The organism is Streptococcus oralis subsp. oralis, from assembly GCF_002096435.1.
In the GTDB taxonomy this organism is placed as follows: Bacteria; Bacillota; Bacilli; order Lactobacillales; family Streptococcaceae; genus Streptococcus; species Streptococcus oralis_AA.
Window position 1 is genome coordinate 1 of the sequence record NZ_NCUI01000020.1, and the last position, 14045, is coordinate 14045.

Genomic DNA, 14045 nt, shown 5'->3' on the forward strand with positions numbered 1-14045 from the left:
AGGCGGTGTCTTAACCCCTTGACCAACGGACCTTGAGCTTTTCAACTCTTTCTATTATACCTACTTTTTTACCTTTGTCAAGGACTTTTTTCAGTCTACAGAAAAATTTTCAACTTCTTTCTCTTTGTTCTCTTTTCTTGTTTTAAAAGTTGCGAGTATTTCTCGTTCTTTATTTCCATGTGTTGATGGGGCAGGATTCCATAAATAAGCACGATGTTCAAGCGCAAATTTCACTTCCGAATAGTTGATTTTATCATAGTCTCCATAATCTATATTAGCTAAGTATTTTTCAGCAATAATTTCATAAATAATAAAATCTTCGAATTTATTATAGATAGATCTGTACTTGATACTGTCTTTATCCATGAATGTAGTGAACATATATGCATCAACCGTAAATTCTGTAGAAACTTCTTCTTTTTTTGGTTCAGAAATCATACATCTTAATATTCCTCTTAACTCAGAGTATATGTTAATGCTACTCCCAACTTGTACGCAAATCTGTTCCAAATCAAAATTATCGTTATTCAAGCCTCTTTTTTTCCTAGCAAACATTGCCCACAATTTTTTCTCGTCATTTGATACCCCTTTTATCAATTGTTTTATGTTTACATTTGTTAAATCTGAAAATTTGCAAATTTCTTTTAAATAGTCATATTTATTTAGATTTTCTTTTAATGACATTTAACTTACTCCTCTGTGCTCTATTATTTCTATATAATAATTTTTTCCTATACTAATTAATTATCCGTTATACTTTTTTCTTTGATTCGTATCTTGCTTGTTTTTTATGTCTTAGAGCTCTATCTTTTTTTACTAACTTAACCACTGCTTCTGTTCGTGCAGTGTGGGGAAACATATCGACCGACTGGATATACTGGAGGTCATAGACTTTTACCAGTTTAACCAAATCTCGAGCCAAGGTCGAAACATTGCAGGATACATAGACCATTTTTTCTGGAACATAGGTTAGAATGGTATCCAACAGCTTATCATCTAAACCTGTACGAGGAGGATCGACTATCAAGGCATCTGCTCGGTAGCCTTCTTTATACCAGCGTGGAATAATCTCTTCAGCTGTTCCCGCTTCGTAATGGGTATTGTCAAATCCCATTTTTTTAGCATTTCGCTTGGCATCTTCTATGGCTTCCTGAATAATATCCATTCCTCTGAGACTCTTTACTTTACTTGCAAAGGCAAATCCGATCGTCCCAACACCGCAATAGGCATCAATCAGATGGTCTTTTTTGCTGACATCCAGAGCCTTAACGGCTTCACTATAGAGAATTTCTGTCTGCTCAGGATTAAGCTGATAGAAAGCTCGAGGGGAGAGAGAAAACTCATAGTCGAGTACTCCTTCTTGAATACTCTCTTGGCCCCAGATAATTTCCGTCTTTTCACCATAGATTTCACTTGTTTTCGCTGTATTTGTATTGACTGCAACTGTGACGACTTCTGGAAAATCTTTAACTAAGTCTTTTACTAGCTGGGTTAAATTAAGCTGGCGATTTGTGACAATGATAATCTGGACTTGTCCCGTTTTTCTTGCTCGACGTACCATGATAGTACGAACACCTAACGTTTTTCTCTCATCTGTAATTGGAATTTGGTGGTAAGTAAGAAGTTCAGCTAGGCGATTCGCAATCACTTGAGTTTCCTTATCTTGCACCAAACAGTCTTTCAACTCTACGAGATAATGAGAGTTTTGCGCATACAAACCTGCCTTGACCTGATTTTTAAATTTTCGAGTCTGGAATTGCAACTTAGCACGGTAGTACTTTGGTTCCTGCATTCCGATAGTTGGACGGATTTCATAGTTTTCATATCCTGCAGGAGCAAATTTTTTCAGGGCTTGGCGGAGCAGGTCCGTTTTGAACTCTAACTGTTTATCATAGTGGAGGTGCATGATTTGGCAACCACCACATTCATTATAAATCGTACAAGCTGGCACGACCCGAAATTTCGACTTCTTATTAACCTTTAGTAATTTGGCTTCAACAAAGTTGCGCTTAATAGAAGTAATTTGACAATAGATGTCTTCTCCTTTGAGGGCGCCAGGCACAAAAACGAGGGTTTTCTGGTAGAAACCGATTCCCTCACCATTGATGCCCATCCGCTTAATTTTTAAAGGTATCTTTTGTTTGACTTTCAGATTCATACCCCTATCTTATCACATTTTAGGGTATAATAGAACTATGAAAATCACAAAACTTGAAAAGAAAAAACGTCTCTACTTGATGGAGTTAGATGGACAGCAAACCTCTTATATCACGGAAGATACCATTGTCCGTTTTATGCTATCTCGAGATAAGGTCATTAGTAAAGAGGAACTTACCGAGATTCAGGACTTTGCCCAGTTCTCTTATGGTAAAAATCTCGCCCTCTACCATCTATCATTTAAAGCTCGAACCGAAAAGGAAGTTCGTGAGTATTTGAAAAAGTATGATCTTGATGAAAAAATCACTAGTCAAGTTATCGCTAATCTTAAAGAAGATAACTGGATTAATGATCGTCAGTATGCCTACTCTATCATCAATGCAAATCAACTTTCTGGAGATAAGGGACCCTATGTGCTAGCTCAAAAACTGTCTCAAAAAGGGATTGCCAAATCAACTATTGAAGATGTTTTAAAGGATTTTGATTTTTCGGAGGTTGCTCAACGTGTGGCTGAGAAACTGCTTAAAAAATACACGGGAAAACTTCCCGCTCGTGCCTTGCAGGATAAGATTATTCAAAACTTGACGAACAAAGGCTTCTCCTATTCTGATGCTAAAAGTGCCTTTGATAACTTGGACAGTCAAGTCGACCAAGAAACGACTCAAGAGCTCATTTTTAAAGAACTGGATAAACAATATGCTAAATATACTCGTAAATATGAAGGTTACGAACTAAAGCAACGTTTGACCCAAGTTTTAGCTAGAAAAGGCTATAATTTTTCGGATATAGCCAGCGCTCTCAGAGAATATCTTTAACATTTTCAGGTAAAATTCAAAAAAATTAGACCAATTTATGATATAATAGTAGACGATAAACTTATAAATTGTAGAAAGTTGGTTAGTTATGAAGCTTCCAAAAGAAGGCGACTTTATTACAATTCAAAGTTATAAGCATGATGGGAGTCTTCACCGTACTTGGCGAGACACCATGGTACTAAAAACAACAGAGAACGCTATTATCGGCGTCAACGACCACACACTTGTTACCGAAAGTGATGGTCGTCGTTGGGTGACTCGAGAACCGGCTATTGTTTACTTTCACAAAAAATATTGGTTTAATATCATCGCCATGATTCGTGATAATGGGATTTCCTACTACTGCAACATGGCTAGCCCTTATTATCTAGACGAAGAAGCTTTAAAATACATCGATTATGATTTAGATGTTAAAGTTTTTACAGATGGTGAGAAACGCCTCTTGGACGTCGAAGAGTATGAACGTCATAAACGTAAAATGAAGTATTCTGATGATTTAGACTATATTTTGAAAGAGCATGTTAAAATCCTTGTTGATTGGATCAACAATGGACGTGGTCCTTTCTCAGAGGCCTATGTCAACATTTGGTACAAACGCTACATAGAACTAAAGAATCGGTAAAGTTGTCAAACTGGGGTGAGAGCCCTGGTTTTTTATTTGAAAAACCCAGCCTGGAAGCTGGGTTAATTGCTATATATCTAATTTAGTGACAGTAAACTTGATATGAGAATAGTCTTTTTCAACATCCTTATCCAACAAGAAAGCCGTGGCATCCTTCTTAATCTGAACAAGGTCAATGTTCTGGGCTTGAGCTGCATAGACGCATCCACAATAACATTGACGATAGATATCATACTCCTCGCACATCTCCACCGAGCGCTTGTAGCCTTGATTTTTCTTGAAATCACTTGGGAGATAGTGGGTGTTATAAATCTTTTGCACATCAATTCCGATGCTGTTGATGGTTTGAGAATTCTTATGAGGACTGATGGTCAAGGCTGAACCAAAGTAATCAAAGCCCAAGTCCATAGCTACCTGTGCTGTTTTGTCCAAACGGTAGTCAAAACAAACCTTGCAACGGTCACCACCTTCAGGTTCTTCTTCCAGTCCTCTAACTAACTTCCGGTATTCATTGGGTTCATAAGGCGCTTCTAAATACTGGACCGTATTGCCTGTTCGCTCATTGAAATCACTGACAAATTTTTTTGTAACGTAAGCCCGCTTGTGGTATTCTGCCTTGGGATGGATATTGGAATTGGCAAAATAGATGGTCACATCAGCGTATTTGGTCAGGTATTCCAGGGTGTAGGTACTACAAGGAGCACAGCAAACATGCATGAGAATAGTGGGACGTTGCTCATTTTTTTCCCAAACCTGAACCATTTTCTGCATGACACGGTCATAATTAATCTTCTGATTGGGGTTCATCTTGCTCAGAATTTCTTCTACATCGATCATGTTCTTCTCCTTTTTCTAGTCTTATTTTATCATATAAGTTAGGAGAGCTCAAATCTATTTAGAAGAGATTATCATAAAAAGAAGGGATATGCATTCCCTTCTTTGGTTTTTTTATAAGTTAATTTTACATCATCCCGCCCATCATGCTTGGATCCATGGCTGGAGCTGGGGCAACTGGTTCTGGTTTATTGGCTACGACTGCTTCTGTTGTCAAGATCAAGCTGGCTACAGATGCTGCATTTTGAAGGGCTGAACGACTCACTTTAACTGGGTCAATGATTCCCTCTTCAATCATGTTGACCCACTCGCCAGTTGCTGCGTTGAAGCCTGTACCAAGCTCAGCATTCTTCAAGCGATCGATAACAATAGAACCTTCGAATCCTGCATTGTGAGCGATTTGACGAACAGGCTCTTCCAAGGCGCGGAGAACAATATTGCGTCCTGTTGCTTCATCTCCTGTCAATTCCAAATCAGCAACGGCTGGAATGACATTGGCAAGAGCAGTTCCACCACCTGCAACGATTCCTTCTTCAACGGCTGCACGAGTAGCGTTGAGGGCATCTTCAATGCGGAGTTTCATTTCTTTCAACTCAGTTTCAGTTGCAGCTCCGACCTTGATGACTGCGACACCACCTGACAATTTTGCCAAGCGTTCTTGCAATTTTTCACGATCAAATTCAGAAGTTGTAGTTTCGATTTGAGACTTGATAACCGCAACACGGTGAGAAATAGCTTCAGGATTTCCAGCACCTTCTACGATAACAGTGCTATCTTTGTCCACAGTTACTCTCGCTGCTTGACCAAGCGCCTCAATTGTCGCATCTTTCAACTCAAGACCAAGATCCTCTGTGATAACTGTTCCACCTGTCAAGATAGCGATGTCTTCCAACATAGCCTTACGACGGTCACCGAAACCAGGAGCCTTAACAGCAACTACGTTGAAGGTTCCACGAATCTTGTTCAATACAAGGGTTGGAAGAGCTTCGCCATCCACATCATCTGCAATAATCAAGAGTGGACGATTGCTTTGGAGAATGCTTTCTAGAAGAGGCAAGATTTCTTGGATATTGGAAATCTTCTTGTCTGTAATCAAGATGTATGGATTTTCAAGGTCAGCCACCATTTTTTCACTATCTGTCACCATGTACTGTGAAAGGTAACCACGGTCAAACTGCATTCCTTCCACGACTTCGAGCTCTGTTTCCATACCACGTGACTCTTCAATGGTGATGACTCCATCTTTGCCAACTTTTTCCATAGCTTCAGAGATGTATTCGCCAACTTTCTCAGAACGAGAAGATACGGCAGCAACCTGAGCGATGGCTTCTTTATTGGCAACAGGGATGGCATTGTTTTTCAAGGCTTCTACAGCTGCGGCAACCGCTGCTTCAATACCCCGACGGATACCAATTGGATTAGCACCTGCTGTGACGTTTTTGATTCCTTCGCGGACGATTGCTTGAGTCAAAACAGTTGCAGTTGTTGTTCCATCACCTGCGATATCGTTGGTCTTTGAAGCTACTTCTGATACCAATTTGGCACCCATGTTTTCAAAATGGTCTTCCAACTCGATTTCTTTTGCAATGGTCACACCGTCATTGGTGATGAGGGGCGAACCAAATGATTTTTCAAGAACGACATTCCGACCTTTTGGTCCCAAGGTTACTTTAACAGTGTCTGCTAGGATATCGACACCACGAACCATCGCTGAACGAGCATCAGATGAAAATTTAATTTCTTTTGACATACTTACTTTCTCCTTCTATTCTTCAATGATAGCCAAGATGTTAGCTTCGCCAACGATGATGTACTTTTCATCGCCATCTTTGACATCAATACCAGCGTGGGCTTCAACTAAGACACGGTCTCCAGCCTTAACGCTTGGAGCAACCAAGTCACCGTTCAAGGTACGAACCCCTTGTCCAGTAGCTACAACTTGGGCTGTTTTTGTTTTTTCTTGGGCTGAGCCCGCAAGGACAAAGCCTCCAGCAGTTTGTTCTTTTTCTTCGATTTTCAAGACCACACGGTCTCCTAATGGTTTCAACATCTGTTTTCCTCCATGATAAACTACATATTATTAGCACTCTTTATATATGAGTGCTAATTTATAGTTCTATTGTATCACTTGGTCAGAAATAGTCAAGAAAAAAGTCTGACTTTGGCAAGATAAAAAGTCTGAGACCAACTCAGACTTTTCAATGTTTAAAATGGCAATTCTTCCTCTTCCAAGACCAAATCTGCCAAATCCTGTCCAGCATTATTTTCACGCATAGCACGTTGGGCGCGGCTTTCCAAAAGTTGGAATCCTGTGGCAAGGACTTCAGTCACGTAGTTCATCTGGCCATTTTTCTCAAAGCGACGGGTACGAAGTTCTCCATCCACAGAGATAAGACTACCTTTAGTTGCGTAGCTTGCCAAGGTTTCAGCCAATTTCCCCCAAAGAACAAGATTGACAAAGTCAGCTTCACGTTCCCCATTTTGGTCTTTGTAACGACGGTTCACAGCGATAGTTGCACGCGCTACTGACTTGTCGTTGTTGGTTTTATGCAATTCTGGTGTAGACGTCAAGCGCCCGATCATGATAACTTTATTATACATATTTTCTTCCTCCTACTTATCTATTCGCAAGGAATCAAAAAAAGTTACAAAAATTTGTAACTTTTCGAGAAAATTTTTTATTTTTTATGAACCATGAAACCTGTCGCCTGTTGATTGGCCATAATGGTCATATCTGTAATCTGCACACGACGGGGTTGACTGGTCACATAGATCACTGTATCTGCAATATCCTGAGCTTGCAAGGCCTCAATTCCCTGATAGACGGTGGCAGCACGCTCTTTGTCACCATGAAAACGAATTGTAGAGAAATCTGTTTCAACAATTCCAGGCTGAATGGTGGTCACCTTGATATCTGTCGCAATGGTATCAATTCGCAGTCCATCTGAAAAAGTCTTGACTGCAGCCTTGGTGGCTGAGTAAACAGCTGCCCCAGCATAGGCATAGATTCCTGCGGTTGACCCCATATTGATAATATGACCCTGATTGGCTTTTACCATTGCTGGCAAGAAACAGCGAGTAACTGCCATCAAACCCTTGACATTGGTATCCAACATGGTCAGCATATCCAACTCTTCGTAGTCTTGATAGGGAGCCAAGCCAAGAGCTAGTCCGGCATTATTGACCAAAATATCAATCTGCCCTATCGTTTCCAAAATATCGGAACAAACAGTCTTGACCATGGTCATATCTGTGACATCCATTGGAAAGGTCCAAACGGTTTGATTAGGAAAAATTTCTGCAAACTCTGACTTGAGGGTATCTAGTCTGTCTGTCCGTCGCCCTGTTAGAACGACATTCTCCCCCTGCTCCAGATAAGCACGCGCAATCGCTTCACCGATTCCTGAGGTCGCTCCTGTAATTACTACATTTTTTGCCATCTTTTCCCCCTCTATCTGGTCTATCAAATACTGACAATTTCCTAGGCAGTCCAGTGTTTGGCTGGGTCAAATGGAGTTCCGATAACTTGGTCTTCTGATAATTCAATAATCCCACGTTTTTGTGGAGCATTTGGTAGATGCAATTCACGAGGGCTACACATCATGCCAAAACTCTTCTCACCACGAAGTTCGCCTGGGAAAATAAGATTGCCTTTTGGCATCATCGCTCCAGGAAGAGCTACAATGGTTTTCAGGCCAAGACGCGCATTGGGAGCCCCTGCAACGATTTGCACTGTCTTATCACTTGCGACGGCCACTTGGCAGATGTTGAGGTGGTCACTATCTGGATGGGCTACCATCTCGACAATCTCACCGACAACAAACTTAGGTTCCTTGTCATTGACAATTTCTTCTGTAAATCCTTCCGCCTGCAATTCTTGGTTCAAACGTGCTACTTGCTCATCTGTCAAAAAGGCTTGACCGCGCTCTGCAATTTCAAACAAACTTGAAACTTCGAAAATATTCCAAGCTACTGTTTCCCCATTATCTTTGAGGAAAACACGGGCTACTTTGCCTTTGCGCTCCACGTCTAGTTTGGCATCTCCGCTGTTTTTCACGATGATCATAAGGACATCGCCAACATACTCTTTATTATATGTAAAAATCATTCTTTTCTCCTATTTCAGTCCAGCCAAAAAAGTCGTTGATTTGTTCCTTGCTTTTACGGTCGCGATTGACAAAACGGCCGATTTCCTTGTCCTTTTCTAGCACAACAAGGCTAGGAATCCCGTAAACATTCCACAACTTGGCAAGATCCATAAATTCATCACGATCTACTCGAATAAAAGTAAATCCAGGATTTTCTGCCTCAATCTCTGGCAAGGCAGGATAGATATAACGACAATCGCCACACCAGTCCGCCACAAAAAGAAAGACCTTCTTGCCATCCTGCTCAACAAAACCTGCGAGTTCTTCTATACTAGCGGGAGTAATCATAAGACTTCCTCCTCATAGACTAGGTCTTCATTTTCATAGACAAAGGTGTAATGACGGCCATCCTCGAAAATGACTCCTCCGACGAGTCGCTCTAGACTACTTTCGTAGACTTGAACATAGAGAGTCGCAATCTCACCCATATCTGAGAAAAGTTCGCGCACGATAGCGGTCAACTCTTCCTGAGTCTTCATGAGCTTGTGATTATCTGCTGCTTTTTTAGCCCCCAAAGCAAGGGCACTTAGACCAGCCACAGTCAAGCCAGTCATCCATAATTTCTTAGCTTTCATACCTTTCATTGTAACACAAAAAGGGCTCTAGGACAAATAGGGAAGCCGTATACGAGCAAGGCATTTAAAAAATCTCTGAGATTGCTCTCAGAGATTAGAAGATAACTAGTTGCTATTTTCAACAGCTGCAGTGACAAAGGCAGTGTAGAGTTCTTCTGGGCGGTTTGGACGGCTGGAAAGTTCAGGGTGATACTGACAAGCCACAAAGAATTTATTTTCAGGTATTTCAACGATTTCTACCAAACGATTATCAGGAGAAACACCTGAGAAGACAAAACCTGCTGCCTCAAACTGTTCACGAAAGGCGTTGTTAAACTCATAACGGTGACGGTGACGGCGTTGCACCACTTCTTGATTATGATAAGCAGCCGCTGCTTTAGAGCCACGTTTCAACTTAGATGGGTAAAGTCCCAAACGAAGGGTTCCTCCCATATCCTCAATATCAACCTGATCACGCATGATATCAATGATAGGATATTTTGTTTCTGGTGCAAGTTCAGCAGAATTGGCACCTTCAAGACCTAAAACGTGACGAGCAAATTCGATACAAGTTAACTGCATTCCCAAGCAGACACCTAACATTGGAACATCATTCTCACGCGCATAGCGAATGGCTTGGATTTTCCCTTCCGTACCACGTTGACCAAAACCGCCTGGTACGATGATTCCGTTCGCATCAGACAAGAGCTCTGCTACATTCTCTGCCGTCACATCATTGGCATTGACCCAATTAATCTTCACTTCTGCATTGTTGGCATAACCAGAGTGTTTCAAGGCTTCGACCACTGAGATATAGGCATCTTGCAACTCAACATACTTACCAACAAGGGAAATCTTGACTTGCTTCTTGAGGTTCATAACCTTGTCCACCATAGCTGACCATTCTGTCATATCCGCTGCTGGTGCGTCTAATTTCAAATGGTCACAAACAATTTGATCCATACCTTGTGCCTGCAAATTCAGTGGAATTTGGTAAAGATGTTCGACATCCAACGATTCGATAACGGCTTCTGGTGCCACATCACAGAACTGGGCCAGTTTGTTTTTAATGCCTTGACCAGCTGGTTTCTCGGTACGAATGACCAACATATTTGGCTGGATTCCCAAACCACGCAATTCTTTTACAGAATGTTGAGTTGGCTTTGTCTTCATCTCACCAGCAGCTTTTAGATAAGGAAGCAAGGTTGTGTGGATATACATAACATTATCTGCACCCACATCTGCCTTCATCTGACGAAGGGCCTCTAGAAATGGCAAGGACTCAATATCCCCAACGGTTCCACCGACCTCTGTGATAATGACATCAGAGTCTGTCGTTAGAGCGGCACGCTTGATTTTTTCTTTCAAAGCATCTGTGATATGAGGAATGACTTGAACAGTTGCGCCAAGGTACTCGCCACGGCGCTCCTTACGAAGAACTTCACTGTAAATTTTACCAGTTGTCACGTTAGAATATTTGTTAAGATTGATATCGATGAAACGTTCATAGTGACCCAAGTCCAAATCTGTCTCAGCTCCGTCATCTGTCACAAAAACTTCCCCGTGCTGATAAGGGCTCATAGTTCCCGGATCGATATTGATATAAGGGTCAAACTTCTGAATAGTCACTTTTAGACCACGATTTTTCAAGAGACGACCCAGACTTGCTGCCACAATCCCTTTCCCAATAGACGACACCACACCACCAGTTACAAAAATATATTTCGTAGACATAGATTCCTCTTTCTAAAATGCTCAAGGCCTTGTTAACTACGAGGGGAGATCGAAAACAAGACCCTTATGAATCACGACTTTTCAAGAAAAACTTCCTGAAAAAACAAAAATAGCTCCCTAGTAACTAGGGAGCCCCGACCTCTAAAAGAGGTGCCCGAACAATATGATACCTTAAAGCAGAACATTTGTCAACCCGAATTGGTAAAAGATGAAAATAAGAAGATTGCTTTCAGAAAACAAACTAAAAATCCACATCCAAACGGATGACCTGCTCAAGCAAGAAAAAAGGAGACCAGGTGATCTCCTCTGTGAAGTCTTTTACTCTTCTTCACTCGTTTCAGCGTCATCATCAGAAAACTCATCGTCTTCTTCGTTGAGATCCACGTCTTCTCCCAAGTCATCAGGGGCGATTTCGTTGATTTCTGCATCGTAAGCTTCCACTTCATTTTTCTCATCATCTGGGTTTTCATCATCGTATGAAAGAGCTGGATCTGCTTCGTATGCATCCTCGTCTTCTGGATCATCCGCATTGTAGTCAATAGCATCTGAATCGCCATCCATGAAGGCATTGACACGTTTTTTCTTAGCTTTTGGTGCCACTTCATCGTCATCATTTTCTTCAAGAGCAATGATTTCTTCGTCAATCTCGTCCACACCATACCATGAGCGAAGGCCCCATTTGTTGTCTCCAAGTGAGATGAAGCTACCGTCAAAGTTCAACTCTGTGTAGAACAAAGGCAAGGCTTCGCGGATATCGCTGTTTGATGTTCCAAGGTAGTTTTGAATTTCGTTTACAAGATCGCTAAAATGCATCTCATGATCGCGACCACGAAGTTCCAAGATAGCACGCGCTACCTCAATCATAGATAGTTCACTTTTTTCTTGCCCAGCAAATACTTCTAATTCCAAAGCGTTTCTCCTCATTTTTACTACTATCGCCAGAGCGAACAGACTCTGACCTCATTTTATCATGTACTCTTTATTGTACGATAATTTTGCAGAATAGTCAAAGGTTAAATGGGAGAAAGTGACAGGACTTTTTATTTCTTTGCGACCCAGCTGATGGGAGCGATGGAGGGAGGTACGGGCATGAATTGACTGAATTTTCATGTGGTAAGCTACTTTCTAAAATATATTAAAAAGGAAACTCTATATTAAACTGTATTAAAAACAACCATATTTCATAGGAATTAACAATCTTATAACAAGTATAATTAACAAGCTTAGTAATAATAAGTTATACATGTTACGATACAATGGCTTCTTGATGAATTTGTTAAATTCTTCCTCAGAAATAAACATTTGACTCACATAAAGATCTTTTAAACATTGATATCGTTTTCTAATATTTCTAATATCTAAATTAAACATTATCATGATGATTAACAAAGCCATAATCAAAAGTAATAACAATACATTAGTTTTTTCTGAAGTTGAACAAACAATTCTTCCAAAAATACTTTGACCATCACTCTTTTTTATAAAATCAAAAATAATCAAAGAAAAAGCCGTTAACCAACCAAATAATTTCGTATTTAAACTTGAATTAGATTCACTAATCATAGTCGAAATTTTTATAAAGTCATCTTTTAAATTATTTTGAAGTTCGAAATAATGGTCTGTTTTTCCACTAACGATTCTATTAAAAATAGATTCTGCTTGATTTTTAATTAAGTCCAATCCATCAAGTTTTTTTTGTTTTAGAATTAAACTTCGAACAATCTGTAACTTTACTTTATAAGCTTCACTGTATTCTTGTTCAGTAACAATCCATTCATAAATTTCTAATAATCCATCAATTTCTAATGATCCATCGATTGAATTTTGTTTTCCAAATTCAGTTTTAAAGACAAAAGAATCTAAATCTCCTTCAAAGGTAAATTCAAGTCTATTTTGTTGTCTTTTTGTTCGATTAGCTAAAAGCAATAACACATATATGTTTATAAGGTGGCGTACCCGATCACTTTTAGAACTATAGTCTCCTCCAGACAAAAGTTTTAAAGAAATTTTTAATTTATCATATTCTACACCATTAATGGTATTAAAACTAATAATTTTCAAATAGTTTTCAGCATCAGATTCAGTAACTACTTTAAATTCGCTAGTTACTGAATCAAAATATTGTATATTATCATAATTTTTAATACATAATTTGTCAAAAATTTGTTGTAGATTATGACTTGGTGCATTTATGAATTCTTCTTCAAAAATCCAAGTATTTTCTTTATTATAGATATAGTACCCGTCATTCTTATTGAGACCAATCTGATTTGATTTAAAAATTTGTTGTAAAGGAGAATTTAAATCTATAATCGCAGCAGTATTTTGCCATTTTGTTACTATATTACTAGTCATTCATCTATACCAAGATTTTGTAAAACTTGTGAGCGATACCTCGCCTGAATATCCAACTCTAACTTACCTGTATTTCTATTATATTCTACTTCCTGCCTATCTTTCATCTCAATAATATTATCCGTATAAATACTTGTTATATCAGATATTTGTAAAGATTTTTTAAAATGTTTAACAATCATTTTCTTAGATATATCAAATTCTGAATCTAAATCCAATGATCTTTCAGAAAAAATCTCACTTTCATCATTTGTATCTAACAAATTATTTTGAACTAATTTATTAGTTAGTTCAACCTTGTCAAAAGAAATACTTTCAAAAATATATTCTAATGATAACTCTTTAACTTCTTCATAGTTTTCTCTATTTATAACTTCTTCAGAAAATAATAAGTTATTATTAATAAATTTAATCAATGTGTCAGTATTAGTATCACTATCTCTAAAAAGTTTTAAATCCAAAAATTTATTATACCAAAATTTAGCGGCAGTATTACTTTTATCAATGATGGTTACATTATCAAAATTATTCTCAAAAATACAAATCTTGTAGTAACTATTATCTAATCCTAAATCTTGTCTAATAGCAAATGTTTCAGGATCAATTGCATTCGTCGATTCTAACTTTATCAACTTAATATGACTACCAATTTGCTCAATAAACAGTATACCTGTTCTAATCGTTTTATTTCTTTTCCCATCCTCATTCGTTTCTGCTGACAATAATTTATCAGCGAATTTTTTAAAATCAAAATTGTCTTTAGGACTATGATTTTTAAATTCAAACAATACTGAAGTGTTTGTTTGTTTTTTCAGGAGGTAAAATA

16 protein-coding genes are annotated in these 14045 nt (G+C 38.9%); 2 read left to right on the forward strand and 14 right to left on the reverse strand.

Annotated elements, in window-relative coordinates:
• Window positions 1-90 precede the first annotated feature (90 nt).
• Both B7723_RS00415 and rlmD read right to left on the reverse strand, forming a co-directional pair.
• A complete protein-coding gene (locus tag B7723_RS00415) occupies window positions 91-684 on the reverse strand; it encodes a hypothetical protein (RefSeq protein WP_084848920.1) in 594 nt (197 codons plus the stop codon).
• Between the two features lie 67 nt (window positions 685-751).
• Complete coding sequence (gene rlmD, locus B7723_RS00420) at window positions 752-2158, reverse strand: 23S rRNA (uracil(1939)-C(5))-methyltransferase RlmD (RefSeq protein ID WP_084848919.1); 1407 nt, start codon at window positions 2156-2158, stop codon at window positions 752-754.
• 37 nt (window positions 2159-2195) lie between these two features.
• Between rlmD and recX the strand changes: the two genes are divergently transcribed.
• Window positions 2196-2972 carry a recombination regulator RecX gene (gene recX / locus B7723_RS00425; protein WP_084848918.1) on the forward strand — a complete coding sequence of 259 codons (777 nt, stop codon included), beginning with the start codon at window positions 2196-2198 and terminating at the stop codon, window positions 2970-2972.
• 88 nt (window positions 2973-3060) lie between these two features.
• On the forward strand, window positions 3061-3594 hold the full coding sequence (ntdP, locus tag B7723_RS00430) for a nucleoside tri-diphosphate phosphatase (protein WP_000775318.1): 534 nt from the start codon (window positions 3061-3063) through the stop codon (window positions 3592-3594).
• A 69-nt stretch (window positions 3595-3663) separates the two neighbouring features.
• On the opposite strand, the gene B7723_RS00435 is transcribed toward ntdP, so the two are convergent.
• From B7723_RS00435 to B7723_RS00490, 12 genes are all read right to left on the reverse strand, one after another.
• Entirely contained in the window at window positions 3664-4431 is a 768-nt protein-coding gene (locus tag B7723_RS00435) for an epoxyqueuosine reductase QueH (RefSeq protein WP_084848917.1), read from the reverse strand.
• 124 nt (window positions 4432-4555) lie between these two features.
• Window positions 4556-6178, reverse strand: coding sequence for a chaperonin GroEL (gene groL, locus B7723_RS00440; RefSeq protein ID WP_084848916.1), 1623 nt, complete (start codon window positions 6176-6178; stop codon window positions 4556-4558).
• Window positions 6179-6193: 15 nt separating this feature from the next.
• A complete protein-coding gene (gene groES, locus B7723_RS00445; protein WP_000917312.1) occupies window positions 6194-6478 on the reverse strand; it encodes a co-chaperone GroES in 285 nt (94 codons plus the stop codon).
• A 155-nt stretch (window positions 6479-6633) separates the two neighbouring features.
• On the reverse strand, window positions 6634-7029 hold the full coding sequence (locus B7723_RS00450) for a single-stranded DNA-binding protein (protein ID WP_000282459.1): 396 nt from the start codon (window positions 7027-7029) through the stop codon (window positions 6634-6636).
• Window positions 7030-7106: 77 nt separating this feature from the next.
• Window positions 7107-7868 (reverse strand): SDR family NAD(P)-dependent oxidoreductase, encoded by a 762-nt coding sequence (locus tag B7723_RS00455; RefSeq protein ID WP_084848915.1) that lies wholly within the window; start codon window positions 7866-7868, stop codon window positions 7107-7109.
• A 41-nt stretch (window positions 7869-7909) separates the two neighbouring features.
• Window positions 7910-8536: a YtpR family tRNA-binding protein gene (gene ytpR / locus B7723_RS00460; protein ID WP_084848914.1), complete on the reverse strand. Its 627-nt coding sequence runs from the start codon at window positions 8534-8536 to the stop codon at window positions 7910-7912.
• Window positions 8520-8864 (reverse strand): thioredoxin family protein, encoded by a 345-nt coding sequence (locus tag B7723_RS00465; protein WP_084848913.1) that lies wholly within the window; start codon window positions 8862-8864, stop codon window positions 8520-8522. Before B7723_RS00465 ends, ytpR begins: the two co-directional genes overlap by 17 nt.
• The gene (locus B7723_RS00470) at window positions 8861-9160 is read right to left on the reverse strand and encodes a DUF4651 domain-containing protein (RefSeq protein WP_008277325.1); all 300 of its coding nucleotides are present in this window, start codon (window positions 9158-9160) and stop codon (window positions 8861-8863) included. Before B7723_RS00470 ends, B7723_RS00465 begins: the two co-directional genes overlap by 4 nt.
• A 96-nt stretch (window positions 9161-9256) precedes the next feature.
• A complete protein-coding gene (locus B7723_RS00475) occupies window positions 9257-10864 on the reverse strand; it encodes a CTP synthase (RefSeq protein ID WP_000105256.1) in 1608 nt (535 codons plus the stop codon).
• Window positions 10865-11182: 318 nt separating this feature from the next.
• Window positions 11183-11773 carry a DNA-directed RNA polymerase subunit delta gene (rpoE, locus tag B7723_RS00480; RefSeq protein ID WP_000418407.1) on the reverse strand — a complete coding sequence of 197 codons (591 nt, stop codon included), beginning with the start codon at window positions 11771-11773 and terminating at the stop codon, window positions 11183-11185.
• A 255-nt stretch (window positions 11774-12028) separates the two neighbouring features.
• Window positions 12029-13219, reverse strand: coding sequence for a hypothetical protein (locus tag B7723_RS00485; RefSeq protein WP_084848912.1), 1191 nt, complete (start codon window positions 13217-13219; stop codon window positions 12029-12031).
• Complete coding sequence (locus tag B7723_RS00490) at window positions 13216-14007, reverse strand: hypothetical protein (protein WP_084848911.1); 792 nt, start codon at window positions 14005-14007, stop codon at window positions 13216-13218. The genes B7723_RS00485 and B7723_RS00490 overlap by 4 nt, the downstream gene beginning before the upstream one ends.
• Window positions 14008-14045: the final 38 nt, after the last annotated feature.